This window comes from Intestinimonas butyriciproducens, assembly GCF_016901775.1.
Classification (GTDB): domain Bacteria; phylum Bacillota; class Clostridia; order Oscillospirales; family Butyricicoccaceae; genus Pseudobutyricicoccus.
Genome location: NZ_JACJKW010000022.1, coordinates 1 through 25,756, shown reverse-complemented (window position 1 = coordinate 25,756; position 25,756 = coordinate 1). Strand labels below are relative to the sequence as shown.

23 protein-coding genes are annotated in these 25,756 nt (G+C 57.3%); 2 read left to right on the top strand and 21 right to left on the bottom strand.

Features of this window, described 5'->3' with window-relative positions:
- The first annotated feature begins 30 nt into the window (after window positions 1-30).
- Complete coding sequence (locus tag H6A25_RS11000; RefSeq protein WP_204752173.1) at window positions 31-1,224, top strand: site-specific integrase; 1,194 nt, start codon at window positions 31-33, stop codon at window positions 1,222-1,224.
- Between the two features lie 244 nt (window positions 1,225-1,468).
- Here H6A25_RS11000 and H6A25_RS10995 read toward each other — a convergent pair whose 3' ends face one another.
- The 18 genes from H6A25_RS10995 to H6A25_RS10910 form a co-directional block, all read right to left on the bottom strand.
- Complete coding sequence (locus H6A25_RS10995; RefSeq protein WP_204752172.1) at window positions 1,469-2,311, bottom strand: fumarate hydratase; 843 nt, start codon at window positions 2,309-2,311, stop codon at window positions 1,469-1,471.
- Window positions 2,312-2,873: 562 nt separating this feature from the next.
- Window positions 2,874-3,296, bottom strand: coding sequence for a S1 RNA-binding domain-containing protein (locus tag H6A25_RS10990; RefSeq protein ID WP_204752171.1), 423 nt, complete (start codon window positions 3,294-3,296; stop codon window positions 2,874-2,876).
- Between the two features lie 24 nt (window positions 3,297-3,320).
- On the bottom strand, window positions 3,321-3,605 hold the full coding sequence (locus tag H6A25_RS10985) for an FtsB family cell division protein (protein WP_204752170.1): 285 nt from the start codon (window positions 3,603-3,605) through the stop codon (window positions 3,321-3,323).
- Between the two features lie 151 nt (window positions 3,606-3,756).
- Window positions 3,757-4,131, bottom strand: coding sequence for a spore cortex biosynthesis protein YabQ (yabQ, locus tag H6A25_RS10980; protein ID WP_204752169.1), 375 nt, complete (start codon window positions 4,129-4,131; stop codon window positions 3,757-3,759).
- The gene (gene yabP, locus H6A25_RS10975; RefSeq protein WP_243423338.1) at window positions 4,132-4,392 is read right to left on the bottom strand and encodes a sporulation protein YabP; all 261 of its coding nucleotides are present in this window, start codon (window positions 4,390-4,392) and stop codon (window positions 4,132-4,134) included.
- Between the two features lie 96 nt (window positions 4,393-4,488).
- The gene (locus tag H6A25_RS10970; RefSeq protein WP_118427777.1) at window positions 4,489-4,731 is read right to left on the bottom strand and encodes an RNA-binding S4 domain-containing protein; all 243 of its coding nucleotides are present in this window, start codon (window positions 4,729-4,731) and stop codon (window positions 4,489-4,491) included.
- 100 nt (window positions 4,732-4,831) lie between these two features.
- Window positions 4,832-5,107, bottom strand: coding sequence for an HU family DNA-binding protein (locus H6A25_RS10965; protein ID WP_204752167.1), 276 nt, complete (start codon window positions 5,105-5,107; stop codon window positions 4,832-4,834).
- Window positions 5,108-5,122: 15 nt separating this feature from the next.
- Entirely contained in the window at window positions 5,123-5,920 is a 798-nt protein-coding gene (gene mazG / locus H6A25_RS10960) for a nucleoside triphosphate pyrophosphohydrolase (RefSeq protein ID WP_204752166.1), read from the bottom strand.
- Between the two features lie 95 nt (window positions 5,921-6,015).
- Window positions 6,016-7,590 (bottom strand): oligosaccharide flippase family protein, encoded by a 1,575-nt coding sequence (locus H6A25_RS10955; protein WP_204752165.1) that lies wholly within the window; start codon window positions 7,588-7,590, stop codon window positions 6,016-6,018.
- A gap of 64 nt (window positions 7,591-7,654) precedes the next feature.
- On the bottom strand, window positions 7,655-8,968 hold the full coding sequence (locus tag H6A25_RS10950; protein ID WP_204752164.1) for an amidohydrolase family protein: 1,314 nt from the start codon (window positions 8,966-8,968) through the stop codon (window positions 7,655-7,657).
- A gap of 24 nt (window positions 8,969-8,992) precedes the next feature.
- The gene (locus H6A25_RS10945) at window positions 8,993-9,814 is read right to left on the bottom strand and encodes a purine-nucleoside phosphorylase (protein WP_204752163.1); all 822 of its coding nucleotides are present in this window, start codon (window positions 9,812-9,814) and stop codon (window positions 8,993-8,995) included.
- 119 nt (window positions 9,815-9,933) lie between these two features.
- The gene (locus tag H6A25_RS10940) at window positions 9,934-10,326 is read right to left on the bottom strand and encodes a hypothetical protein (protein WP_204752162.1); all 393 of its coding nucleotides are present in this window, start codon (window positions 10,324-10,326) and stop codon (window positions 9,934-9,936) included.
- Between the two features lie 88 nt (window positions 10,327-10,414).
- The gene (hemZ, locus tag H6A25_RS10935) at window positions 10,415-11,866 is read right to left on the bottom strand and encodes a coproporphyrinogen dehydrogenase HemZ (protein WP_204752161.1); all 1,452 of its coding nucleotides are present in this window, start codon (window positions 11,864-11,866) and stop codon (window positions 10,415-10,417) included.
- Complete coding sequence (locus tag H6A25_RS10930) at window positions 11,863-12,507, bottom strand: MBL fold metallo-hydrolase (protein ID WP_204752160.1); 645 nt, start codon at window positions 12,505-12,507, stop codon at window positions 11,863-11,865. The genes hemZ and H6A25_RS10930 overlap by 4 nt, the downstream gene beginning before the upstream one ends.
- A 16-nt stretch (window positions 12,508-12,523) precedes the next feature.
- Window positions 12,524-12,982, bottom strand: coding sequence for a D-aminoacyl-tRNA deacylase (gene dtd, locus H6A25_RS10925; RefSeq protein ID WP_204752159.1), 459 nt, complete (start codon window positions 12,980-12,982; stop codon window positions 12,524-12,526).
- A gap of 22 nt (window positions 12,983-13,004) precedes the next feature.
- The gene (locus H6A25_RS10920; RefSeq protein WP_243423342.1) at window positions 13,005-15,113 is read right to left on the bottom strand and encodes a RelA/SpoT family protein; all 2,109 of its coding nucleotides are present in this window, start codon (window positions 15,111-15,113) and stop codon (window positions 13,005-13,007) included.
- Window positions 15,114-15,270: 157 nt separating this feature from the next.
- Complete coding sequence (gene recJ / locus H6A25_RS10915) at window positions 15,271-17,355, bottom strand: single-stranded-DNA-specific exonuclease RecJ (protein ID WP_204752158.1); 2,085 nt, start codon at window positions 17,353-17,355, stop codon at window positions 15,271-15,273.
- Between the two features lie 287 nt (window positions 17,356-17,642).
- Window positions 17,643-18,077, bottom strand: coding sequence for an Lrp/AsnC family transcriptional regulator (locus H6A25_RS10910; protein ID WP_204752157.1), 435 nt, complete (start codon window positions 18,075-18,077; stop codon window positions 17,643-17,645).
- A gap of 242 nt (window positions 18,078-18,319) precedes the next feature.
- On the opposite strand from H6A25_RS10910, the gene H6A25_RS10905 reads away from it, so the two are divergent.
- Entirely contained in the window at window positions 18,320-19,753 is a 1,434-nt protein-coding gene (locus tag H6A25_RS10905) for an aspartate ammonia-lyase (protein ID WP_204752156.1), read from the top strand.
- A 140-nt stretch (window positions 19,754-19,893) separates the two neighbouring features.
- Here the strand turns inward: H6A25_RS10905 and H6A25_RS10900 are convergent, their stop codons facing one another.
- From H6A25_RS10900 to rlmB, 3 genes are all read right to left on the bottom strand, one after another.
- On the bottom strand, window positions 19,894-21,966 hold the full coding sequence (locus tag H6A25_RS10900) for an elongation factor G (RefSeq protein WP_204752155.1): 2,073 nt from the start codon (window positions 21,964-21,966) through the stop codon (window positions 19,894-19,896).
- Between the two features lie 117 nt (window positions 21,967-22,083).
- A complete protein-coding gene (locus tag H6A25_RS10895) occupies window positions 22,084-24,408 on the bottom strand; it encodes a hypothetical protein (protein WP_204752154.1) in 2,325 nt (774 codons plus the stop codon).
- Entirely contained in the window at window positions 24,405-25,277 is an 873-nt protein-coding gene (gene rlmB / locus H6A25_RS10890) for a 23S rRNA (guanosine(2251)-2'-O)-methyltransferase RlmB (protein ID WP_204752153.1), read from the bottom strand. Before rlmB ends, H6A25_RS10895 begins: the two co-directional genes overlap by 4 nt.
- Window positions 25,278-25,756 lie beyond the last annotated feature (479 nt).

The following is a 25,756-nucleotide window of genomic DNA, read 5'->3' as shown; positions in this document are numbered from 1 at the left end:
CATTCCAGCGATGGAAGGGAGCTTACCATCATGTCAGAGAAAAGACGCGATAGCAAAGGTCGAATTTTAAGGACTGGAGAGAGCCAGAGAAAAGACGGAAGATACGCTTACAAGTACACGGACGCCTGCGGTAAAACTCAATTCGTGTATGCCTGGAAACTGGTGCCCACCGACAAGACCCCCACGGGCAAGCGGGACGATGTTTCACTCCGTGAGAAGGTGAAGGAGATCCTGCGTGACATTAACGATGGGATCGACACCATTGGCAAGAAGATGACGGTCTGCCAGCTTTACGCCCGGCAGAACAGCCATCGGAAGAATATCAAGCGGAGCACCGAGAAGGGCCGGGAATACCTGATGTCCGTTCTGAAAGAGGACCCCCTGGGCTCCCGAAGCATTGACAGTGTGAAGCTGTCGGACGCCAAGGAATGGGCCATCAGGATGAGCGAAAAGGGCTACGCCTACAAAACCATCAGCAACTGGAAACGGTCTTTGAAGGCGGCCTTCTACACGGCGATCGAGGATGACTGCATCCGCAAAAATCCCTTCAACTTCGCCATAGCCGATGTCCTGGAGGATGACACGGAGGAAAAAGCCGCGCTGACCCAGGAGCAGGAGGACCGCCTCCTGGCCTTCGCCGGCAGCGATCCGGTCTACCGGAAGTATTGTGATGAGATCATCATTCTGCTGGGGACCGGACTCCGCGTTTCCGAGTTATGCGGATTGACAACGGACCTGGATTTTGAAAACCGCTGCATCCATGTGGACCACCAGCTCCTGCGGGACAGTGAGCTCGGCTACTATGTGGACGAGCCCAAGACCAAAAAGGGTGCGCGGCAGATCCCCATGAGCGAGAAGGTCTACCAGGCGTTGAAGCGGGCTGTGAAGAACAGAGGTAAGGCCGCCCCGGTCAATATCGGGGGCTACACCAACTTCCTGTTCCTCAACCAGAGCGGCCTTCCCAAAACGGCGTCCTGTTACGAGAGTATGTTCCAGGGGCTTGTCAGGAAGTACAACAAGCACCACAAGCCAGAAGAAGCCCTGCCGAACATCACGCCCCATACCATGCGCCATACATTCTGCACCCGCCTCGCCCACGCTGGGATGAACCCCAAAGACCTGCAATACATCATGGGACATTCCAATATCACCATGACGCTGAACTATTACGCTCACGCGGATTACGCCTCTGCGAAGGCGGCGATGGACAGGCTGGCGGCGTAGTAGTAAACCGCCGTTTCTACTACGGTTTTACTACTTTTCAACGCCAAGTGAGGCTCCGAAATGCCATGATATGCGGGGTATCTTCCGAAACGCAAAATGCCGGAAATGCTTGACATTCCAAGCCTTTCCGACATTTGCGGAGATTTGAAAAGATAATCAGAAAATCGGTAGAACTTTTCAAAATAAAAATCCCCGCCCCGAAGCAATGCTCCAAGGCAGGGAAATGGATTTTAATCCAGACCGATCAAAGAGTAAACTCCTGGTGACGGGTCACATGGCAGCCGATGTTGACGGCGCAGGGCAGGCCGGCAATATGGGTGCCGAAGGCCATGACCCGCACTTTCAGCGCGGTGACTGTGCCGCCCCAGCCCTGGGGGCCGATGCCCAGCTTGTTGGCCTTTTCGGTGATCTCCTTCTCCAGGTCGGCATAGAACTCGTCCTGGGCAGGCGCATCCAGGGGAGTGCACACCGCTTTTTTCGCCAGATAGGCCGCCTTTTCAAAGGTGCCGCCCAGGCCCACACCCACGATCATGGGAGGACAGGGATTGGAACCGGCCTTGGACATGGTATCCACAATAAAGCCCACCACATCTTCCCGTGTGGCGGCGGGGGTAAACATCTTGATGGCGCTCATATTTTCGCTGCCAAAGCCCTTGGGGGCCACGGTGATGTGGATCTGATCCCCGGGAACAATGCTGGTATGAATGATGGCAGGGGTGTTGTCGTTGGTGTTCACCCGGCGCATGGGGTCGGAGACCACGCTCAGACGGAGATAGCCGTCCACATAACCCCGGCGGACGCCTTCGTTGATGGCGGTTTCAAAATCGCCGTCCACAATGTGGCAGTCCTGGCCGATCTCGGCAAAAATCACCGCCATACCGGTATCCTGGCAAACAGGAACTTCTTTTTTGGCGGCCAGGGCAGCGTTGTCCAGCATCTTATCAAAAATCTGGCGGCCCAGGGGAGATTTTTCCTCCTCCTTGCCCTTTTTGAAAGACTCGATCACATCATCCGGCAGGCGGCAGTTGGCCGCGATGCAGGCTTCCTTCACCTTTTCTGTAATCAGCTTGGCAGAAATCTCACGCATAACTCACAATCGTCCTTTCCAGCCGGCAAAGCCGGTTTTTACATGACAAAATATGACAAAACTTCCTATGGACAACAATAGATGCCCATGGTAAGATAAAGCTGTGAGAAGGAGTTCTCACACACCGTTCATATCTTTATCCCCACAACCCTATTCGGCGCGCTTTTCTCGGAAAGGCGCGCCCCTTTTTTTGGGTTTTCAGGGCTCATGGGCTATTGGGCCGTGTTTTCGGTTGTCCCACAAGGGACGAGAAAACGGCCGCAAAAATCCGGTATAATAACCGCTTTGCGGTTTTATACCATGAAGCGAAGCGACATGGTATATTGGCCGTGTTTTCGGTTGTCCCACAAGGGACGAGAAAACGGCCGCAAAAATCCGGTATAATAACCGCTTTGCGGTTATTATACCATGAAGCGAAGCGACATGGTATATTGGCTGTGTTTTCGGTTGTCCCGCTTGCGGGACGAGAAAACGGCCGCAAAATCCGGTATAATAATCGCTTCGCGGTTATTATACCCCAAACAAAAAGAAAGCGCAACCGCTGGGGCCGCGCTTTTGGGGACTATCTGCCTCTGCGTCTGGAGCTGCGTTTTTCACCGAAGGCCCGGGAATCGGAGATTCTGCTCTCGCTGGCCTGCATGAAATGCTTGAGCTTATCTTCAAAGGAAAGATCGCTGGTTTTCTGCAATGTGCTGCGCACCGGAGCCGGCATGGTCTGCCGGGGGCGCTGGGACCGCTCAGGGCGTTTTTCCGGCAAGGCTTTTTTGATGGACAGATTGATCCGCCCCTGCTCGTCGATAGCGATCAATTTGACCTTGACCTCCTGTCCCTCTGTGAGGAACTGCTTGATGTCCTCCACATAGGTGTTGGCAATCTCCGAGATGTGGACCATCCCGCTTTTGCCGCCGGGCAGCGCCACGAAGGCGCCAAACTTGGTGATTCCTGTGACCTTTCCATCATAGATGGTTCCCACTGTTAACTCCATATCCGCTTTGTAACCCTCTCCGTTTTATTTGCTTGCAATGTCCACAAAGACCCGTTCGCCAGGGGAGACATAGCCCAGTTGGTCCCGGGCGATGCGGGCCACATACTGGTCGGAATCCTGACTCTCCAAAAGAGCCTCTGTTTCGGCGTTGCGCAGCTGCTGCTCTTCCACCTGTTGTTCCAGCTGGGTCTTTTCTTCCTTCTTCTGGCTGATCTGCAGCTGAAGGGACACCATGGTAAAGGTGGCATAGGCGGCAAACACCGCCACGGCGATCTTGGTCAGACCGCCCACTTTCTTTTTCTTTTTCATTGGCCATTCCTCAGTCCGGCCGGGGCCAAAGAGCTCCCGATGGGTGTATATTGCGTTCCGGCTCAGGGCCGCATGGAAAAAAGCGCATCCATCCTCCTTTGGAAGATGCACACTATAATAATAAAAAAAATTCACAAAAAAGTCAAATACTTTATTTGGATCTGCGCCGGTGTTTTCTCTGAAAATCCCCGGACTTCCGCCGGAAAAAAGCGAAAAATCCTTGGATTTTCCAAAGCATTCTGCGAACGGTGGGAGAACACAAAGCGGCATACAGCGCCCCGCCCAGGATCGCTCCCAAAGGCAGATATCCCCGGATGACGCCCCGGCTCTCGCCAAAGACCAACAGGAAAAAGCCCGCACTTCCCATCAGACAGAAAAACAGGTCCAGCAAAGCGGCGAGAAAGGCCCCACCGCCGCCCAGGCGGCGAAAAAAGGCCAGCACATCATACAAAAGCCCTAAAACCAGCCCCAGCACCGCCGCATGGAGAAAAGCCTGGGTCTGCTGGGCCAGCACCGCCTCCAGCATTTAAAACAGCCGGGACCAGAAGCCCCGCCGGCGCAGCTGCTCTTCCTCATAGACCATGGCCTCGATCTGTCCGGCAATGGAAATCTCCCCCATCTCCAGGTTGAGCTTTTCCACATGGAGCTGCTGGCCGCCCACGGTAAGAATGCCCATACTGGTCACCAGGGACACCTGGTTTTCGTCAAAGCTGATGACTTCCGATACCCCCGACACACTGAGGTGCTCCCGGTTTTCCAGGATCACATTGTGCGGTGCCAGGTCCATCCTTCTGTACTCTTCGTTTTTCATATACGGCCGCCCCTTTCCAGATTCATACCACAACTATATGGAAGGAAAGGGGCGTTTAGACCTTTTTTCTTTTTACTGGATCTCCTGATACAGCAGCTCGGCCTGGTCCTTGCCCACATGCTCCGGCGTCTGGAGCACCTTCACCTTCAGGGTGCGCTGGCCAAAGGCCAGTTCCAGCACATCCCCTACCTTCACCTGATAGCTGGCCTTGGCCGGCTTGCCGTTGACCATCACCCGCCCCACATCACAGGCATCGTTGGCCACAGTGCGCCGCTTGATCAGCCGGGCTACCTTGAGATATTTATCCAACCGCATTTTTCTTTCTCCTCTCTGTGCAAAAAGGCAGCCCGGTTTCCCGTGCTGCCTCAGCGTGTCAAAAAAGGGGCAAAACCACTTTTTGCGTTTTTGCAGGTTCTTATTTGGCCACCTGATCCTTCAGAGCCTTGCCGGCCTTGAAAACAGGATACTTGCTGGCAGGGATCTTGATCTCTTCCCGGGTCTTGGGGTTGCGGCCCACACGGGCGGCCCGCTCCTTCACTTCGAAAGAACCAAAGCCGATCAGCTGGATCTTGTCGCCCTGGACCAGAGCTTCGGTCACAGACTCCACCATGGCATTGAGAGCGGCTTCGGCATCCTTTTTGGAAAGTTCAGCTTTTTCGGCAATGGCCGCGATCAATTCTGTCTTGTTCATTTTAAAACTCCTCCTTTATGCTTCCGTCTGCCTCTCGGTCTTACAGACGGTGCTCCCTGTCTCCTGCCACAACCGGGCCAGTTCCTGGGAAGAAAGCTGGCTCAGAGGGGCCGGAGCAATGTTTTCCAGTTCCTCAAATTTTTCCATAAACCGCCTGGCTTCACAGGTCAGCGCTTCTTCGGCGGAAAGCCCCTGCTCTCCGGCCTGAAGGGCCGCTGCAAACAAGAGCCGGCCCAACGCCTGGTCTGTTTGCTCTCCTTTCCCCAGCTGCTCCATCGCCTGCTCCATTTCCTCCATGGGGCTTTGGACGGATGCCAGGGAGAAGCCGCCTTTTCTGGCCCGGCTCTGAAGCTTCTGGACATACATCAGGGCCGGCAGGGCCTGGGGAACCTGACGCAGCGTGTCGGACGCACTGCTCTGTCCCTTTTCCTGCCGCTTGATGGCGTCCCAGTTTTTCAGCACCTCTTGGGAAGTATCGGCCGAAACGGTGCCAAAAATGTGGGGATGACGGCGAATCAGTTTCTGACAGACCTCATCCAGCACATCCTCCAGCCCGAACAGCCCTTCCTCCCGGGCGATCTGGGCATGGAAGACCACCTGCATCATCACATCCCCCAATTCCTCCCGAAGATTGGCTGTGTCCTTATGGTCGATGGCATCCACCGCCTCATAGACCTCTTCGAGAAAATTATTCCGGATGCTTTCGTGGGTCTGCTCCCTGTCCCAGGGGCATCCCTCCGGCGAACGGAGAATTGCCATGATCTCCACCAGATCTTCAAAGCCATAGCGGTCTTTTGGTTTAAAATTTATCATATTATGCCTTCCTTTGCAAGCATTATTTCCTGATTTTACTGTTTTTTGCCGATTTTATACGGTTTTTCACAAAAACCCGATCAATGGTCCCCCGTTTATTTGAGCCGCAGGATTTTTGCCATCTTTTTCCCGCCGGGAAGCAGCAGGATATCCTCTCTGGGCAGCGCTCCCACCGCCAGCAGCATCAGTCCATAAAAAGCCGCCCCCGAAAGAGTCAGGGCACCAAATCCCCATTTGGGGCCCAGGGCCCCCTCCACAGGCAGACGGAGTAAAATCAAAAACGCCCCCATCAGTCCTGCAGCCAGAGCCGGACGGAAAAATACCTTATCCCAGGAAACGCCCATCCCGGCCCGGCGGAGGGCCCGCAGATTGAGCAGAGTGATGAGCCCATAGCAGCACACGGTACCCCAGGGAGCGCCGCCGATATGAACCGTGGGTTTTGCTGTAAGCACCCATGTGACCCCCAATTTGCACAAAGCTCCGGCTGTCAGGGTATAAACCGGGGTGCGCATCCGTCCCATGGCCTGCAGGATGGCATTGGTCATGGTGGTCATGGCCACGAAAAATACCCCCGGGCTGAGGATGGTCAAAAGAGGCGCTCCCAGAGCGCAATCCTGGGGCCGGGCAAAATAGATCAGCTCCAGCAAGGGCCGTCCCAGCAGACAGAACCCCACTCCGGCCGGCAGGGAGAGCAGGGCGGCAAATTCCAGAGCCGAATCGGAAAGCCTGCGGGCCAGCATCCTGTTTTTCCGGGAAAGAGCTCCGCTGAGGGGCGGGATCAGGCTGACTCCCAAAGCCGTAATCAAGGTCTGGGGCAGGTGAAACAGGGTGGCCACCATGTTATAAGTGCCATAAAGCCCGCCGGAAGCCTGTTGGGAAAAACCGATGTCCTGAAGCCTGTTCATCACAATGGCCATATCCATCAGATTGGAAAGACTGAGCACCAAAGATCCGGCCATCACCGGCAGGGAAATGGCCAGAAGCCGCACCAGGCACCTTCCCGCAGACAGCCCATGGCCCTTGTTTTCATCCCCTTCCTCCCCAGGATGAAGGAGCAGATACAGGCACCCCAGCAGACTGCCCACCGTCACGCCGCCGATGGCCCCGGCAGAGGCCTGGGCGGGAGAGCAGCCCCGGTTCAGCAAAAATACCGCCGCTCCATAGCCTACCGCCAATTTGCCCACAGCCTCCAGCACCTGAGATACCGCCGTGGGCACCATATCCCCCAGCCCCTGGTGATAGCCCCGGATCACCGCGGCCACCGACACCAAAAACAAAGAAGGAGCCACTGCCCGCACCGCCGGGGCGGCCTGGGGACTGCCCACCAGCGCCGCCACCTTTGGCGCTGCTGCCCACAGTCCGGCGGAAAGCAACAGTCCCACCAGGGAGAAGGTACCGAGAGCCACCCGAAAGATCCGTCTTCCCTCCCCGGGGCACCCCCGTCCCCGGGCTTCGGCCACCATTTTGGAAATGGCCACCGGCAGCCCGGCGGTGGACAGGAGGAACAAGGCAGAATAAATCTGATAGGCAACGGTGAAGGCCCCCATGCCGCTGCCTCCCAGAAGATTGCCCAAGGGGATCTTGAAGAAGGCCCCGATGATCCGCGTGACCACACCGGACACCCCCAGGATCAGTGCCCCTTCCACAAAGCTGCTTCTTCTTTTTGCCACAGCCACCACTCCCCCGGCCACCATCAGGCCTTTTTCACCATTCATAGTCCCGGGGGCTTGTTTTTTATGCCTGGCGGCCGGTCATGCGGGGCAGGGCGTAGCTTTTCATCTCCGCCATAGCCCGCTCCACATCGATGGTTTTGAACTCTCCCTTCTCATAGAGGATGCGTCCCCGCACCATGGTCAGGATGACCTCCCGTCCGGTGGCGCTATAGCACAGGGCGGATACCGGAAAATGAACCGGCTGAGTGGCAACGCCCGACAGGTCCACCAGAATCAGATCGGCGTCCATGCCTTTTTGCAGCATACCGCATTCCTTTTCCCGTCCCTGGGCGAAAGCGCCGCCCCGGGTGGCCCAGGACAGAGCCTGCCCGGCCGGCACCAGCCGGGGATCGCCCTGGATGCCCTTTTGCAAAAGGGCGCTCAGTTTGATCTCTTCAAACAGGTCGTGGCTGTTGTTGCTGGCCACTCCATCGGTGCCCAGGGCCACATTCACCCCTTTTTCCGCCATTCTGGCCGCCGGAGCCACACCGCTGGCCAGTTTCAGGTTACTCACCGGGTTATGGGCCACCGTGGCCTTTTTCTCCGCCAGAAGGTCCATATCCTCTTCTGTGATCCATACCCCGTGGGCGGCAGTGACCCGACTTTCAAACACGCCGTGATCGGCAAGAACCCGGGCCGGGGTCTTGCCCCACCGGGCGATGCACTCTTCCTGCTCCTTCTTGGTCTCCGACAGATGGAGATGGATGTTGAGCCCATGCTTCTGGGCATAGGCGGCATTTTGCTCCCACACCGCCGGGCAGGAGGTATACTCTCCGTGAATGCCCACATCCAGCCGGATGCGGCCCTCATCGGCCATGTGCCAGCTTTTCAGCATTTCCTCCATTTCCAGGGTCTCTCCGGCCTTGTGGAAGTCATAGGACGCCGGATCAAAGCACATGGCCCCATTGCACAGATTGGCCTTGATCCCGGCCTGGAAGCAGACCTCCGCCATAGTGGGCATCTTGAAATACATCTCGGTCACCGAAGTGGTGCCGAAACGGATGGATTCAGCCAGTCCCAGCATCATGCCGGCCTGGACGCACCGGGCATCCAGCCGCCCTTCCGCCGGGAAAATGTGGTCCTGAAGCCACTCCTGAAGGGCATAGTCGTCGGCATAACCCCGCAGCAGGGTCATAGGCAAATGGGTGTGGGCATTGACCAGCCCGGGCATGGCGGCGCAGCCCTGGCCATCCACCACCCGTCCGGCCTTCTCCCCGGGCTCTTTTTCTGAAAGCCAGCAGATCTTTCCCTGATCAATGCCGATAAAACAGTTTTCCACCACCGGATTTTGGGGGTCCATGGTGACGGCGGTGACATTTTTGATCAAAAGTTCCATTTTCCGCTTCCTCCTTTTCCCCTTTTACAGCCGGGGCAGACAGGCCCGCACCAAAGCGGAGAAACCGTCCCGGGCCCGTTCTGCCGCCTGGAGCACATCCACGCCATCCAGGCGCTGATCCAGCACACCGGCGGCCATATTGGTCACCAGGGAGAAGCCCAGCACCCGAATGCCGCAGTGGTTGGCGCAGATCACTTCGGGCACGGTGGACATTCCCGCCGCGTCTCCCCCCAGCACCCGGGCCGCCCGGATCTCCGCCGGGGTCTCAAACTGAGGACCGGGGAAATAGAAATAGACCCCTTCCCGGAGGGTCATGCCCAGCTTGTCCGCTTCCTCTTTCGCAATCTTGCGGCAGGCCGGGTCATAGGCATAGGTCATATCGCAGAACCGGGGGCCGAACTCCAGCAGGTTGGGCCCCACCAAAGGATTGGGATCGAACAGGCGGATGTGGTCGGAAATGAGCATCACATCCCCCACCTGATAACCGGTGTTGATGGCGCCGCAGGCGTTGGTGACCACCATGGTCTGCACCCCCAGCAGCTTTGCCACCCGCACCGGGTAGGCTGCCTGATAGGCGTCATAGCCTTCGTAGATATGGAAGCGGCCGTCCATCACCATCACCCGGCGTCCGGCCAGCGTGCCGCACACCAGCCGTCCGGCATGATCCGGCGCCGTGGAGCGGGCAAAATGGGGGATCTCCCCATAGGGAATGACCACGGCCCCTTCCACTTCACCGGCCAGAAAGCCCAATCCGGAACCCAGAATGAGCAGCAGCTCCGGCTGAAACTCCCCCAACCGTTTTTGGAGAAAAGCCGCGCTTTCCTGATACTGTTCGTATGTAAACATCTTTTTTCTCCTTTTTATAGTAATTTTCTCTTCCAAAACAGAAGAGCAGGGCGCCCCGGAAAGGCCGGGGGAACCGGTTCTTTCCCCTTTGGGGCGTCCTGCTCTCTATGGATTTTCGATTACAGCCGCTGGCCGCAGAAGCGGCAGAAGGCATCTTCCGGCTGGCAGGCTTTGCCGCAGGCGGGGCATTTTTTCCCCGGACGCTGCTGTTCCAGCTCTTCCTGCAGGCAGCAAAGACGGGCCACCTTGTCATCGATCTGGGCGATTTTGCCGTCGATCTCCTGGGGGTCCACGGTCTCTCCGGTATGGGCCATGTAAACGCTGCGTCCCACCTCTTTGTACAAAGCTTCGATGTCGTTTTTCAGCTCGAAGATCTGCAAATTCACCTTGGTGGAGCTGACCAGCTCATTGGTCTTTTTGCTGGCAACATCGGCGGCCTTGCCCATGGCCTGGGCAGCCTGGGCCGCGGTTTGGCGCATTCTTTCCAGAACATCATTGACTCTCGGATCCATAACCATCGGTCACTCCCTTCCACAAAACCGAGGGGGCCTCCCCTCTCCTTTTATCCTATTCTCAGTATACCAGAACGGTCCGTCTCTTTCAATCAGACAGCAGGGCAAACTCCAGCTCCAGCTTCTGTTTCCCTTTGCAGATTTCGTCGCTGTGTTCGATATACTCCTTGGGATATTTGGGGTTTGTCAGCCGGGTGATGTTCCGGCCGCCGTCTGCACAGATCTTGGTGACCCCTCCGGCCCCCAAAGCCACCACCGGGCACAGCTCTTCCATCATCAGAATGTTATACCGGCAGATGGTGTCCCCTTTGGCAAAGCCCACATTTTCCAGATTCCCCGCAATATACTTCTGCCGGTACAGATAATAGGGGGCATAGCCCGCCTGTTCCAGCATGGCATAGGCGGCGTCCAGGGTCCGGGCGGGAAGCTGACCCTGAGGGCCAAACCGCAAGGGCGACCCTTTTTTCCGGGCCAGGCAATGGATGGTGATGTTTTCCGGCTGCAAATCAATGAGCCGTCTCACGCTTTCCAGCAGCCCCTCTTCGTCATCCCCGGGAAGCCCGGCGATCAAGTCCATGTTGATCTCAAAATTCCCCACCTGCCGGGCCATGCGGTAGCATTCCTCGATCTGCTGCACCGTGTGAAGCCTTCCCACATTCTGAAGCACTCCATCGTGCATACTCTGGGGATTGATGCTGATGCGTCCCACGCCGTGGCGGTGGAGCACCTCCAGCTTGTCCCGGGTGATGGTCTCCGGCCTTCCGGCCTCCACGGTAAATTCCCTGGGATGGGGCAGATGCTGCTGCACCGCTGTCAGCAGCCGGTCCAGCTGAGCTGCCGTCAGGGTGGTGGGAGTACCGCCTCCCATATAGATGCTGTCCAGCTTCCAGCCGTTTTGCCGGAAGCCCTCCCCGGCCGCTTCCACTTCACGGCACAGGGCATCCAGATAGGGCGGGATCAGATGGCCCCATTGAGCGGTGCTGCCGCTGACAAAGGAGCAATAGACGCATTTGCTGGGGCAGAAGGGGATGCCGATATAAAGGGCCCCCGTTTGTTCCTGCAGGCTGCGCTCCAGCTGCTGAGCCATCCGGGCGCAGCGAATGGCCAGCTTCCGCCGGGAGGGAGAGATGAAAAACCGCTCTTTTAAAAAGGCATCGGCCGCTTCTTCCTCAATCCCCTGGGGAAACGCCTGGCGCAAAGGCTTGGCCGGTTTGACACCGCTCATAGCGCCCCACACAGGCGGCTGGGGCAAAAAGCCCACCACCGCCCGATAAACGGCGGTTTTCACCGCCCGGGTCTCCACCCGCTTTTGTTCCAGCGGGCTGTCCCCTTCCGGCGGCAGGCGGCATTCTCCCGTTTTTTCTTCGCCGCCCCGTACAGCCTGTACCCGACAGAGGAAGTCTTCCCCCTCCCGTGTGAGGGAGACAGTGACCCTTCCCTCCTGGGCGCAGTCTTCCGCAAGGCCATGGCGCTCTTCCGGGAGCAGGCAGACCAAAGTTTCATGCACCGCTGTCTCCAAAGCGGTGCCCTGTAAGATCATTTGCATCGTTTCAGTGCATAGGTCATGACCGGATTGGTCTGGCGTTCGTGCTCCAGGGTGGTGGCTTCCTCATGGCCGGGGAACACCCGGAAGTCCCCTTCCAGAGCCGCCAGGCGGCGGAGACTGTCATACATCTGATCGGCGTCGCCCCCGTCCAAATCCCACCGGCCGCAGCCGCCGCAGAACAAAGTATCTCCGGCAAACATGGCGTCCTCACACAGATAGACGCAGGAGCCCTGGGTGTGGCCGGGAGTGAGCATTACCCGTACCGTCAGATTGCCTACCTGCACAGTGTCCCCATCTTCCAGCATCCGGTCGGCCAAAGCCTGCCGGTATCCCCGGGCCGCCAGAGCCTTCCAGGTGCTCTGGTATTCTTCGGTGAGCATGGGAGCGTCGTTTTTGTGAATGCAGATTTCTGCACCAGTCTTGTCCTTCACATCCCGCAAAGCCATCACATGGTCAAAATGGCCATGGGTCAGCAGGATCTTGGTGCATTTCATGCCGAACTCCTCCAGAGCCGGGAAAATTTTCCGCTCGGCCTGGGCGCCGGGATCGATAATGGCGCACTCTCCCGTTTCCTCATCCCCCAGCAGATAGCAGTTGGTAGCCAGCGGCCCCACCGGAATCACTTGTATCTTCATGGGTATCCCCTCCCTTTTATTTCTTCTTCATCATCTGGTCGGTGTCCATAATGATGGTCACCGGCCCGTCATTCACATGGTCGATCTGCATATCGGCGCCAAAGACGCCGCTTTCCAAAGGCACCTCCAGCCGCCGCAGCTCCTGGAGGAAAAACTCATACAGCGGCTCCGACTGGGAAGGCTTGGCTGCCGCCAGGAAATCCGGCCTTCTGCCGTGGGAACAATCGGCATACAGAGTGAAATTGGACACCACCAACATCTGCCCGCCCACATCTTTCAGCGACAGGTTGAGCTTTCCATTTTCATCCTCAAAAATCCGCAATCCTGCGCATTTCTCCGCAAGATAGGTGGCTTCCTTCTCTCCGTCCGTCTGGGTCACGCCCAGGAGCACCACCAGCCCCTGGCCGATCCGGGCATGATCCTGCCCGTTCGCCCGCAAACTGGCTCCGCTTGTTCGGATAACAACCGCTCGCATGGTTTCCTCCTCTATTCTGTGCTTAGTTTTTCTCCGCCATGGTGCGGCTCACTTCAATGACGCCGCTGACTTTGCGGATCCGGTTCATGATACTTTCCAGCTGCTCCCGGTCAAAGACCTCCAGGGTGCAGAAATAGTTGCCCTGGCCCTGGCTGTCCCGCACATTCATCTCGGTGACATTGATCTTCATCACGCTGCACACCTGGAGAATGTCTGCCAGGATGCCCACCCGGGCCTTGGCCCTTATCTGGATACCGGTGCTGAATTTAAACTTGGTGTAGGGGTCCCAGGACACCCGCACCCAGCGGCCATATTCCTCGGTGTTCTCCATGCCTTTGGCCACATTGCGGCACTCGGTGCGGTGGATGGACACGCCATAGCCCCGGGTGACAAAGCCCACGATGTTGTCGCCGGGAATGGGGGTGCAGCACTTGGAGAATTTTACCAGGCAGTTGTCCACCCCTTCCACAATGACGCCGCTGTCGCTGGTGGCCCGCTTCCGCTGCAAGGTCACCTTGTTGGGGTCGTTCTTGTTTTTCTGGCGGTTGATGCGCTCCACTTCTTCCTGCACCTTGGTGAGGATCTTGGCGCAGCTGACGCCGCCATAGCCGATGCTGGCATAGAGGTCGTCCTTTGCGGCAAAATTGAACCGGCGAAGCACCGGGCCGTAAACCTCTTCCCGCTGGAAATCGTTGTAGAGCAGCGTCAGCTTCAGCTCCCGGTCCAGCGCAGCCTGGCCCTGCTGGATGTTCTCTTCCCGCCGCTCTTTTTTGAACCACTGTTTGATCTTGTTGCGGGCTTCGGCGGTTTTGGCGATCTGGAGCCAGTCCCGCTTGGGACCGGCGGTCTCCTTGGAGGTGACTGCCTCCACAATCTCGCCGTTTTTCAGCTCGTAGTCGATGGGCACCAGCCGGCCATTGACCTTGGCCCCCACCATCCGGTTGCCCACCGCCGAATGGATGGCGTAGGCAAAGTCGATGGGAGTGGCTCCGGCCGGCAGATTGATCACATCCCCCTTGGGGGTAAAGACAAAGACCTCGTCGCTGAACAGATCCACCTTGATGTTCTGGATAAAGTCCTCGGCCTGGGTGTCCTGCTGGGATTCCAGCAGCTGACGGATCCAGGCAAAGGTCTCTTCGTTCTGCTTGCCTTTCAGCCCGTCTTTGTACTTCCAGTGGGCGGCCACGCCGTATTCCGCCGTGCGGTCCATCTCCCGGGTGCGGATCTGCACCTCAAAGGGGATGCCCTCCCGGCCGATGACCACAGTGTGCAGCGACTGGTAGCCATTGGGCTTGGGGGTGCTGATATAATCCTTGAAGCGCCCCGGCACCGGCCGGTACAGGTCGTGGATGAACCCCAGCACATTATAGCAGTCGGCCAGCTCTTCCACAATGACCCGAACGGCGCAGATATCGTAAATTTCCGAAAGATTCAGATTCTGGGTGTACATCTTCCGGTAAATGCTGTACACATGCTTGACCCGGGCCTTCATCTCGCAGGGGATGCCCATGCTCAGTAGTTTTTCGCTGATGCGCTTTTTCACCCCCTGGAGAAAATCCTCGTACTGCTGGCCCTTGTCGGCCATCTGGCTCATGATCTCCCCATAGCCCACCGGATCCAGGTACTTGATGGAAATGTCCTCCAGCTCCCACTTGATGTTCTGGATGCCCAGACGGTGGGCCAGAGGGGCGTAGATCTCCATGGTCTCCAGCGCCTTGTCCCGCTGCTTCTGCTCAGGAAGATACTGGAATGTACGGGCATTGTGGAGACGGTCGGCCAGCTTGATGATGATGACCCGGATGTCCCTGGCCATGGCGATGAACATCTTCCGCAGGTCCTCCATCTGGGCCTCTTCCTTGCTGCTGTAAACGATCTTGCCCAGGCGGGTGACGCCGTTGACCAGATCGGCCACCGAACGACCGAACTCCTTTTCCAGCGTGGTATATGTGGCGCTGGTGTCCTCCAGGCAGTCATGGAGCAGGCCGGCCACGATGGAATCGGTGTCCATGCCCAGCTCGGCCAGGATGCCCGCCACCGTCACCGGATGGATGAAATAAGGCTCGCCGCTGCGGCGCTTCTGTCCCTCATGGGCCTTTTCCGAAAAATGATAGGCCTTTGTGATTTTCTCCATATCAGAAAGAGGCGAATGTTCCTTCACCTTTTTCAGCAGGGTCTCCAGGCTGTAATCCACCTGGCCCAACGGCTCCTGGCCGCCTTCCAATTCACTTTGAAAAGGGGCGAATCCCCCATTGTTCCGATCCATTTCACTCATATTGCAACCACCTGCTCTATCCCTGTGATTTGCTGGCTTCGGCCAGCCGCTTCAGTATACGGGAGCCGTTGATATCGGCTTTGTCTTTGCGCTCCAGCACCCGGATGTCCATCTGTTCATCCCCTGAGGTGCAGGAGAAAATGTCAAATTCCTGGAACACATCCAGGCAGATGAGCAGCTTGCCCAGATTCATCCCCCGGCAAGCCTCATAACGCACCTGGCGGTACAATGTGCGGGGAGAGCAGCGCAGACCCCGCTCCCCGGCATGGGCCTTCACATGGCGGAACACCGCCACCAGGTCCTGGCGGGTAGGAATCAGCCCCAGGGCCTGATATGGCTCCAGCACTCCTCCTTGCTGAAAGGTCTGGTACACCTCCCGGAAATCCCGGTCGGCCCGGTCCTCTTCCCCGGACCAAAGGAGATCCCGCAGCACCAGCTGCACACTCTCCCTGCCCCGGTACCGGTTGATCTCCACCGAAAAGGCGCCGTCCACCTGATCGCCGCAGACAAAGGGACAGTTGGCGCTGCCCATGCCGAACAAAAAGGCACAGAAGCTCTTTCCATCCCGGCCCAGCTGGAGTCTGGTATGCCGGTCCTGGCTGATGGGAGTGATTTCCTCAATGGTCAGTCCCCGCATACAGAACATAGGCTGGGGATTTCCCATGCCGAAAGGTTCCAGCACTTCCAGGGATTCCACCGCCCGGGTGGTCAGATCCCCCGGTTCCACCAGGCAATCCACCTGCAAAACAGGCTGCACCTGATTTTCTTCCATCTGCCGGACCGCATAGTCCTCAAACCGTTTTTTGAACTCTTCCAACCGGCTGCGGTGTACCGTCAATCCCACCGCCAGCTCATGTCCGCCGTATTTTTCCAGCAGATCGCCGCATTCTTCCAGCCCGCCATAGAGATGAAAACCAGGGACGCTGCGCCCGGAGCCCTTGCCCATATCTCCATCCAGCGAGATGAGGATGGCGGGCACGCCGTACCGGTCGGCCAGGCGGGATGCCACGATGCCCACCACGCCATTGTGCCAGTTTTCCCCCCACAGGACGATGGATTTATCCCGCTGGGGATCAAACTGAGTGGAGAGCCGCTCCAGAATTTCCTGGAAGATCTGATTTTCCTCCTGCTGGCGCTGCCGGTTCAGCTGGCACAGTTCCCCGGCCAGTTCCCCGGCCACCCGGCAGGAATCGGTCAAAAACAGCTCCACCGCTTTGTCTGCCCCGCCCATTCTGCCGGCGGCGTTGATCCGGGGAGCCATGGTGAAGCTGATGGCTCCGGCAGAGACTCCCTTGTCCTCCACCCCCAGCTTCTGCATCAGGGCGCGCAGGCCGGCATTTCTGGTATTTTCCAGATATTGCAGTCCCCAGTGGACGATGCTCCGGTTTTCCCCCACCAGGGGCATTACATCGGCCACCGTCCCCACAGCCACCAGATCGGCGTATTGCTTCATCAGTTCTTCCAGGGGACGGTTTTTTTCCATGGCGCAGATCAGCTTGAAAGCCACACCCACGCCGGCCAGTTCCCGGAAGGGATAGGGGGAATCGCTGCGCCGGGGATTGACCACCGCCAGAGCCTCTGGCAAAATCTCCTTGCATTCGTGGTGGTCGGTGATGACCACTCCCATCCCCAGGTTCCGGGCCAGCAGGGTCTCCTCCACGGCGGTGATGCCCGAGTCCACCGTCACCATCAAACGGCAGCCATCCTCCGCCAGTTTGCGGATGGCTCCGGTATTGAGCCCGTAGCCCTCGTTCATCCGGTCGGGAATATAATACTGGCAGTCCGCTCCCCGGGAGCGGAGATACCGGATCACAATGGCCGTGGCGGTGACGCCATCCACATCATAGTCCCCATAAACGGCGATCTTTTCGCCCCGTCCGATGGCTCCTTCCAGGGCGGCCACAGCCTTATCCATATCAGGCAGCAGGAAAGGATCTCCCAACCGGTCCAGAGAGGAATCCAGAAACCGGGCGGCATCCTCTCCCCGGATTCCCCTGGCAGCCAGCACCTGGGCCGCCAGAGGAGAAAGCCCCAGCGCCTGTTCCAGATGCCGGGCCTCCTCCGGACAGGGCGGGGCGATGTTCCATTGTTTGCTTCTCATAACCGCTCCCCCTTTGAATTTTTATTAAAGAATATTATAGCAATTTTAGATGCTTCTTACAACATATCCCTGACAAAATCCTGTAAAAAACCGGTTTTCGCCGGTGAAAAAAGGCTTTTTCCTTACAAAAGAAAAAATTGCGGCACGGAATACCGTGCCGCCTGAGCGTACCGGAAAAGTGGCCCCGGTCTTCTTTTCCGGATTTTTGCAAATCTATGAAGGACAGAGCCGGCGCGCCCCTTCCCGCCAGATCGTCTTTTATATTTTATTCACAAAAAGACCGCTGCTTATTCCAGTCCCGGTTCCCGGTGCCCCATCACCTCGGAAAAGACAATCTGGGTCTGGGTCTTACCGAATTTCTGCACTTTGGCCACAAAGGCATCCAGCTGCTGGGTGTCAGGAAAACAGACTTTCAGCAGCATGGAAAAGGCTCCTGCCACATGATAGCATTCCATCACCCCCGGGCAGGAACGGACACAGGCATAAAAATCCTCCTGCCGCTCCGGCGGCAGCACCACATTGACAAATGCGGTGATATGATAGCCCAGTTTTTCCTGGGCCACTGTGACCCGATAACCGGTGATGATGCCGCTGTTTTCCATCCGCTCAATGCGAGCCGAAACAGCCGGCGGCGACAAAAACACCTGCTCGGCAATCTTTTTCAAGGGGATCCGGGCATTCTGGCCCAGAAGAGATAAGATTTTTTTATCGATAGCGTCCATAACTCGCTCCCGTTGCCTCTGGTTTGGGGAAGATCTTCCCTTTTGCAACAGTATATCAGTTTCGCCTAATAAAATAAAGTCTCATTTTTGTTTTGCTTTGCAAAATGAAGCCCAGGCCCTGTTTTTTTCGATTTCTTCCGTATTTCCTTCCCCCTCTTTACCCCGGGGTGCAAATCGTGTATCCTTGTGCCCGAAAAGAAAAGCCGCCCTGGCGGCCAATGAATAAAGTGAGGGTCTTTTTTATGAACACTAGAGTCGAAACCGATTCCATCGGCACCCTGGAAGTACCTGTTGACGCTTACTATGGCGTCCAGTCCCTGCGCGGCCATCAGAACTTCCCCATCACCGGCCATCCCATGCATGAGCTGCTGATCGTCAGCCTGGCTCAGATCAAGAAGGCCTCTGCCATGGCCAACAAGCATGCCGGCACTCTGGATGCCAAGATCGCCGACGCCATCATCGCCGCCAGCGATGAAGTCATCAACGGCAAGCTCCATGACCAGTTCATCGTCGACGCCATCCAGGGCGGCGCCGGCACCTCTGCCAATATGAATGCCAACGAGGTCATTGCCAACCGGGCCATCGAGATCCTGGGCGGCCAGAAGGGCGACTATTCCATTGTCCATCCCAATGACCATGTGAACATGGCTCAGTCCACCAACGATGTGTATCCCACCGCCGGTAAGCTGGCCATCCTGGCTCTGCTGCCCCGGGCTCTCCAGCAGCTCAACCGTCTGTATGAAGCCCTGGAGATCAAGGCCAAGGAATTTGACGATGTGGTCAAGATGGGCCGCACCCAGCTGCAGGACGCCGTGCCCATCCGTCTGGGCCAGTCCTTCCACGCCTATGCCAGCGCCATCCAGCGGGATATCAAGCGCCTGCACAAGGCTTCCAAGGATATGTGCGTTGTGAACATGGGTGCCACCGCCATCGGCACCGCCATCAATGTTTCCGCCGACTACCTGGATCACATTGTGGACGATCTGCGGGAAGTGACCAAGTTCCCCCTCATCCAGTCCGAAGACCTGATCGACGGCACCCAGAACCTGGACGGCTTTGTGAATGTGTCCGGCATCATCAAGACATGCGCCGTCACCCTGTCCAAGATGTCCAACGACCTGCGTCTGATGTCCAGCGGCCCCCGTACCGGCCTGGCTGAAATCAACTTGCCTCCCAAGCAGAACGGCTCCTCCATCATGCCGGGCAAGGTCAACCCTGTCATCCCCGAAGTGATGAGCCAGGTGGCCTTCAACATCATCGGCAACGATATGTGCATCACCATGGCCGCCGAAGCCGGTCAGCTGGAGCTGAACGCCTTCGAGCCTGTGCTGTTCTACAACCTGTTCGAGTCCATCGAGACCCTGACCGGCGGCGTCAAGACCCTGATCGACAACTGCATCCTGGGCATCACCGCCAACAAGGAACACTGCCTGGAGCTGCTGGAGCACAGCGTGGGCATGATCACCGCCCTCTGCCCCTTCATCGGCTACAAGCGGGCCAGCGAGATCGCCAAGGAGTCCCTGAAGACCGGCGTGCCTGTGCGTAAGCTGGTGGTCCAGAAGGGCATCGTCTCTGCCGACGAAGTGGATGAGATCCTCAACCCCTTCAAGCTGACCTTCTCCGAGAAGGAGCGGGAAGAGCTGGAGCAGTTCACAAAGAAGCACCAGAACAAGTAAGTACCCGCTGCAAAAGCGATCAAAGCCCGGAAGCCACGCTTCCGGGCTTTCTTTTTACCTGCATCGAAAAAGCACAAAAGGGCCGGGAGAAAATTCTCCCGGCCCTTTTTCACTTTATGATGCTTGCTCCGATACCGGACTTATTCTTCGGTATCCACGAACTTGCTTTCTTCGATGACCTTCTGCTGTACTGCAGGAGGAGCTTCCTCGTAGCGCTCAAATTTGTAAGTAAACCAGCCCCGGCCCTGGGTGATGGAACGGAGGGTAATGGCATAGGAACCAACTTCCGCCATGGGCACTTCGGCCACCACTTCCTGCTCGCCGCCCTCGGTGGGATTCATGCCCAGGATACGACCGCGGCGCTTGTTCAGATCGCCGATCACATCGCCCATGCAGCTGTCGGGCACATAGACCTTCATCATGCCCATAGGCTCCAGGATGCAGGGGTTGGCCTGGGGAATGCCGGCCTTGTAAGCCAGACGGGCCGCCATCTTAAAGGAAAGCTCGTTGCTGTCCACATCGTGGTAAGAACCGTCGGTGAGGATGGCATGGAGTCCCACCAGGGGATATCCGGCCAGAACGCCGTGCTCCATGGCTTCCTTGATGCCCTTGTCCACAGCGGGGTGGAAGTTCTTGGGCACGCTGCCGCCGAAGGTGCGCTCTTCAAAGAGGTAATCACCCTCAGCATAGGGCTCAAAGGTCATCTTGACATGACCATACTGGCCGTGGCCGCCGGACTGTTTCTTATGCTTGCCTTCCACGCTCACCGACTTGCGGATCTTCTCCCGATAAGGCACCTTGGGATCCTGGAGGTCCACTTCCACGCCGAACTTGCTCTTCAGCTTGGAGCAGATCACATCCAGATGGATGTCACCGGCGCCGGAAATGACCATCTGATGGGTCTCGGTGTTGTTCTGCACGGTAAAGGCCGGGTCTTCATCCCGCAGCTTGTTCAGACCAGCAGCCAGCTTGTCTTCTGTGCCCTTCACCTTGGGAGAAATGGCCTGGGAATAGCAGGGTTCGGCAAAATCGATGCCGTCCAGGGTGACGCCCACCGAAGGATCGGCCAGGGTGTCGCCGGTTTTGGTATCCGCCAGTTTGGAAACCGCTGCAAAATCGCCGCAGCACACTTCCTTCACTTCGGTGTTCTTCTTGCCGTTGACGGTATAGATGTGGCCCATTTTTTCCATGGTGCCTGTGCGCTGGTTCTTCAGCTGCATATCGGCTGTGATCTTGCCGGAGACCACTTTGAAGAAGGAGAAGCGGCCATACTGGTCGGCAATGGTCTTGAAGACGATAGCCAGAGGCTTGCCGTTTTCGTCAAACTGCACTTCGGTCTCTTCGCCGTTTTCGTCCACGCCGTGCTCGGCCAGGCCCTCGTAGGGGATGGGGGCGTAGTCGATCAGCGTCTTGATCAGCTGCAGAGAACCCACGCCGGTAAATGCACTGCCGCAGCAGACCGGAGTAATGGCGCCGTCCAACACGCCCTGATGCAGGCCGTGGATCAGCTCTTCCTCGGTAAACTCCTCACCGGCAAAGTATTTTTCCATCATCTCTTCGGAATTGGTGGCAACACTTTCCACCAGGGAATCACGGAGACGGTCCACCTTGTCCATCTTCTCCTTGGGCAGCTGGACTTCCACGATCTTGCCGTTTTCCGCTTTATATGCCTTCCGGGTGACGATATTGATAACGCCTGCGGGACGGTTGCCCTCTTCAAAGAAGGGGAACACGAAGGGAGCCACGCTGTTGCCGAACTGGCCGCGCAGGTTCTCATACACATTGTCGAAGTTGGCGTTTTCCTCGTCGATCTTGGACACATAGAAGAAGCTGGGCAGCTTCTTGCCACGAACCATGCGCCATGCTTTTTCGGTGCCCACATTGACGCCGTCCTTGGCGGAGACCACGATCAGGCCGCAGCCTGCCACGCGAAGGGCCTGGGCCACTTCTCCGGCGAAATCAAAATAGCCCGGGGTGTCCAGAATGTTCAGCTTGTAGCCCTGGGTCTCCAGGGTGACCAGTGTGGTCTGAATGGAGATCTTCCGCTTTATCTCTTCCGGGTCGTAGTCGCACACCGTAGTGCCATCGGCGATCTTGCCCAGACGGTCGGTGTTCCCGGTCATATACAACAGGCTCTCCACCAAGGAGGTTTTGCCATCCCCGCCGTGTCCCAGCAGGCAGATATTCCTGATTTTTTCAGTTGTGTAGGCCATAATTGAATCTCTCCTTTATGTGAATATGAACTGCTCATGTTAGTCATTATACAGTATATTTAACACTTTTACAATGAATTTCTTTGGGCATTTTCACATAAAAACAGAGCGAATTTTTTAATATCTGGACAAAAGGGCGCTGTAAAGCCACACAGGGATATACCACAAAATCAGGTACAAAAGCACATTCCAGGGTCCTGCGGCATGAAGATTGCCTGTGCTGGACAGATAATACATCAGTCCGATGCCAATGACGGCGCACAAAAGAGACACCGTCAGATTGAACCGGACAGCCCGATGGAGACGCCGTGCTCCTGTAACACATTCGCAAAAACTCAGCATGGTATTTCGTGACAAAAGCGCCAGGGGTTTTCCTTTGCCCCTTCCTTCTTCCTGGGCCAGGGCCACCCGTTCCTCCACATCGGGAAAATCGGTGCGGCCGGGGCGGAGGTCAAATTTGTCCTCCACCATCAGGGGAGTCATATTGAAATCCCGGGTAGCCAGCAGCGGACGCAGCCGTCCCACCCGCAGCACCCGGAAGGCGGAATAGCTTTGGGGCGGAGTGCTGTACTTCAAGGCGAACACCCCGGCAAAGGCTCCGTTCACCGCCACAAAGACGCCGCTTTTGATGCTCCGGCCTTCGCTGACATGGATACCCATGCGCATCAGGAAGCTGGCCGTGCCGCACAAAACGCTGTCCGGGCCGATCTGGGCCGAGAGGCCTCCCGTCTCAAAATACTGCACCCGGGCCGGCTCCGGCACAAAGATATATTGCTGCTTGGCAAACTCCAAAAAAGCATGGCTCACGCCGCCTCCTGCCGCCCGCAAAGCGCCGGCAGCAAAGGCCACCACCTTTTCCATGCTCATGCTCCGGGCGATTTTCATACCGCTGATGGCCACGCTGCCCGGCGGGAACAGATCGCTGTCGGTGATCACCGCCAGTTCACCCCAGGCCAACTCTCTGGCGCTGCGGGCGCTGAGCAGGGCAGAGCCGCCGGTAAACAGCTTTTTGGAAATGCGCACCCCTGGGGTGGCCGTGGACAAAAGCAATCCTACGGGAGCCAGCATGGCTGTGATTGCTCCCAAAGCAGGAAAAAACCGTTCCGGTGCGCCGGTGCCGAAGGTGGCCATTACCGAAAGAACCAATACGGCCACAATGGCCAAGGGGGCATAGACCCGGGAAAATACCATGGTGGCATCGGGAGACTCCACCTGAGACAGATCGGCCTCCTTGGCTCCTTTGACTTTATAAACCAATGTACGCTCTTTCCGGTTTTCCTTGGTGCATACGGCAGCCGGGTCGGTGCTCAAACTGGCCGCCTTATAAGTGCGGCGCAGCATCAGAAGCCGTCCCCGTTTACTGAGGATGGCAAAAAACAACGCCCCCTGCGCCACGCAGATATAGGGCATGGCGGCATTTTTCTGCCCGATGCACCACAGGCCATGGGCCAGGGCCGCCAGGGCCGAAACCAGCACCGCTGAATCCAATGTGGGACGCAGGCGGCACAGCCGGTACAGGCCGGCAAAAACCACATCCCCGGCGGCGATCATGGACAAAACCAGAAGCACGCACAGGGCGATAAAATAAAAATGAGGGACTGTCCCGAAGGAATAGGCTTCCGGGATAGGAAGGGCCAGGGAGGGCAGCGCAGTAACTCCCAACCCCAAAGCCCAGAAAAAGAAGGCCAGCACCGACCGCAGCCGCAGCCGGCGCAGCTTTTTCCCCAGGTTGCTCAGGGTTTTGGGCAGATCCTCCAGATCGGCCGCAAAGAGAAAATCATAGGGAATGGGCTCTCTGGGCGCTTCCTCTTCATATTCAAAGTCTTCATAGTCCTCGTATTCGGGATATTCCGGATACTCCGGCTCTTCTGCCTTCTTTTTTCTCCAGCCTTTGAAGGGAGAACGCTTCTCCCTGGCCTCTTCCGGCGGCAAAGAAGGTTCTTCCGCCGGAATATCTTTTTCCCGCCGCTGGGGCTTTTTCTTTTTGGCCGCTTCCGGCTGCTCTTCCATCTGGTGCACGGGCGCCCCGGAGGGTTTTCTTCCCCCAACGCGGGATGCCTTCCCCTTTTTTTCCTCCTGCTGCACCCTGGCCGCCACCCGGCTGGTGATATCGATCACCCGGCTCTCTCCCGGCTGAAGAGGGGGAATGGAGGGGGCTTTTTTCGTTTCTTCCTTCTCTTGGGCAGCTTCGGCTTTTTCTTTTTCCTCCTGCCCCTCTTCCTTCCTCTCCCGGCTTTCTTCTTTCAAAAGCTCCGGCCGGGTTTTCTCTTCTCCTCTGGGAGGCATGGGAATGGGAGAAGGGACCTCCTCTTTCTGCAAGGTGTCCTCGTCAAAGGCAGGGGCATCCGCTTCCCTCTCCTTTGGCTCCCGCAGCTGGGCATTTTTAAATTCGGCGATGATCTCGTCTACCGAATATTCTTCCTCTTCCGGTTTCCAGCTCACACTTCGCTCCTTGTCTGCTCCGCGCGCTGCCGCACCGCTTCATACAGCAAAATTGCGGCAGCGTTGGAGGCATTGAGAGATGAGATCCTCCCTTTCTGGGGGATCCTCACCACATAATCACATTCTTTTTTCACCAGGGCGGAAATACCTTCCCCCTCACTGCCGATGACAATGGCCGCAGGCCCTTTCCAATCGGCTTCATACAGCGTCCGGTCCCCGTCCATATCGGCGGCAAAGAGGAAAATCCCCTCTTCTTTCAGACGGGAGATCACCGAAGGCAGGTTGTTGACCTTGGCCACTGGCAAATACTCCAGCGCCCCGGCGGCCGCTTTGGCACAGGCGCTGTTCAGTGTGGCGCTGCGCCGGCGAGGGATGATGACCCCATGAGCGCCGGCCACCTCGGCCGTACGGATAATGGCTCCCAGATTGTGGGGGTCAGTGATGCCGTCGCACAGCACCAGCAGCGGATCCTCCCCCCGCTCCCGGGCCAGAGCCAGCATATCCTCCACGCTGCGATAGGGCACAGCGGCACACAGGGCAATGATGCCCTGATGGGAACCGGTGATGCTCATGGCATCCAGCTTCCGGCGATCGATTTCCTGGGCAGTGATGCCCTGCTTCCGCGCCTGGGCCACCAGATGCCCCAGGGTACCGATGGCTCCTTGGGCAAAATAGATCTTGTCGATTTCCCGGCCGCTGCGCAGAGCTTCGGTGACGGCGTTGCGCCCCTCCAGCATATTCTCATCGGAGGCGCCGGCGGGGGCTTTCGGTCCCCCACGGAAGGGACGGCCTTTGTTTCCTCCCTTGCCGCGCCAGGCGGGGGCTCCCCGTCCATCCTGCCCTTTGCGTCCTTCCGGCTGTTTATTCATGCCTCTTTCCTCCATCATTTCTTCTAATTTGTTCCATTTCTCAAAAGGTTCTTTCCCTAGTATTCCTCATTATAACAGAAAGACCGAAAAAAAATAACCGGTTGCCCCGGGAATTTCGACAAATTTCACATTTTCGTTTTATCCCGGGATCAAAAAAGCCCCGGAAGGATACAAATCCCTCCGGGGAGAACATGTCGAAAAAGTGGCGAAAGCCACTTTTCCGAGTTTTTGCAAGGGGCTGCATGCACGCCTTCGGCGCACACTGGCCCCTTGGGAGGTGTAAAAACCGACGCACAAGTCGCCGGTTTTTACAAATTGATAAGGGAAGGTCAAATAGTTCCCCTTAACCAAATAAGTTTTTCGGCAGCCGAAGGGATCATACGCCCAATGGGCACGGGCCCGTGGGCCCGTTAGCGGGCCATGCTGTCCTTTTCACCGAAAAATTTATCATGTAGTGCCTGCATGCTTTCCCCATGGGA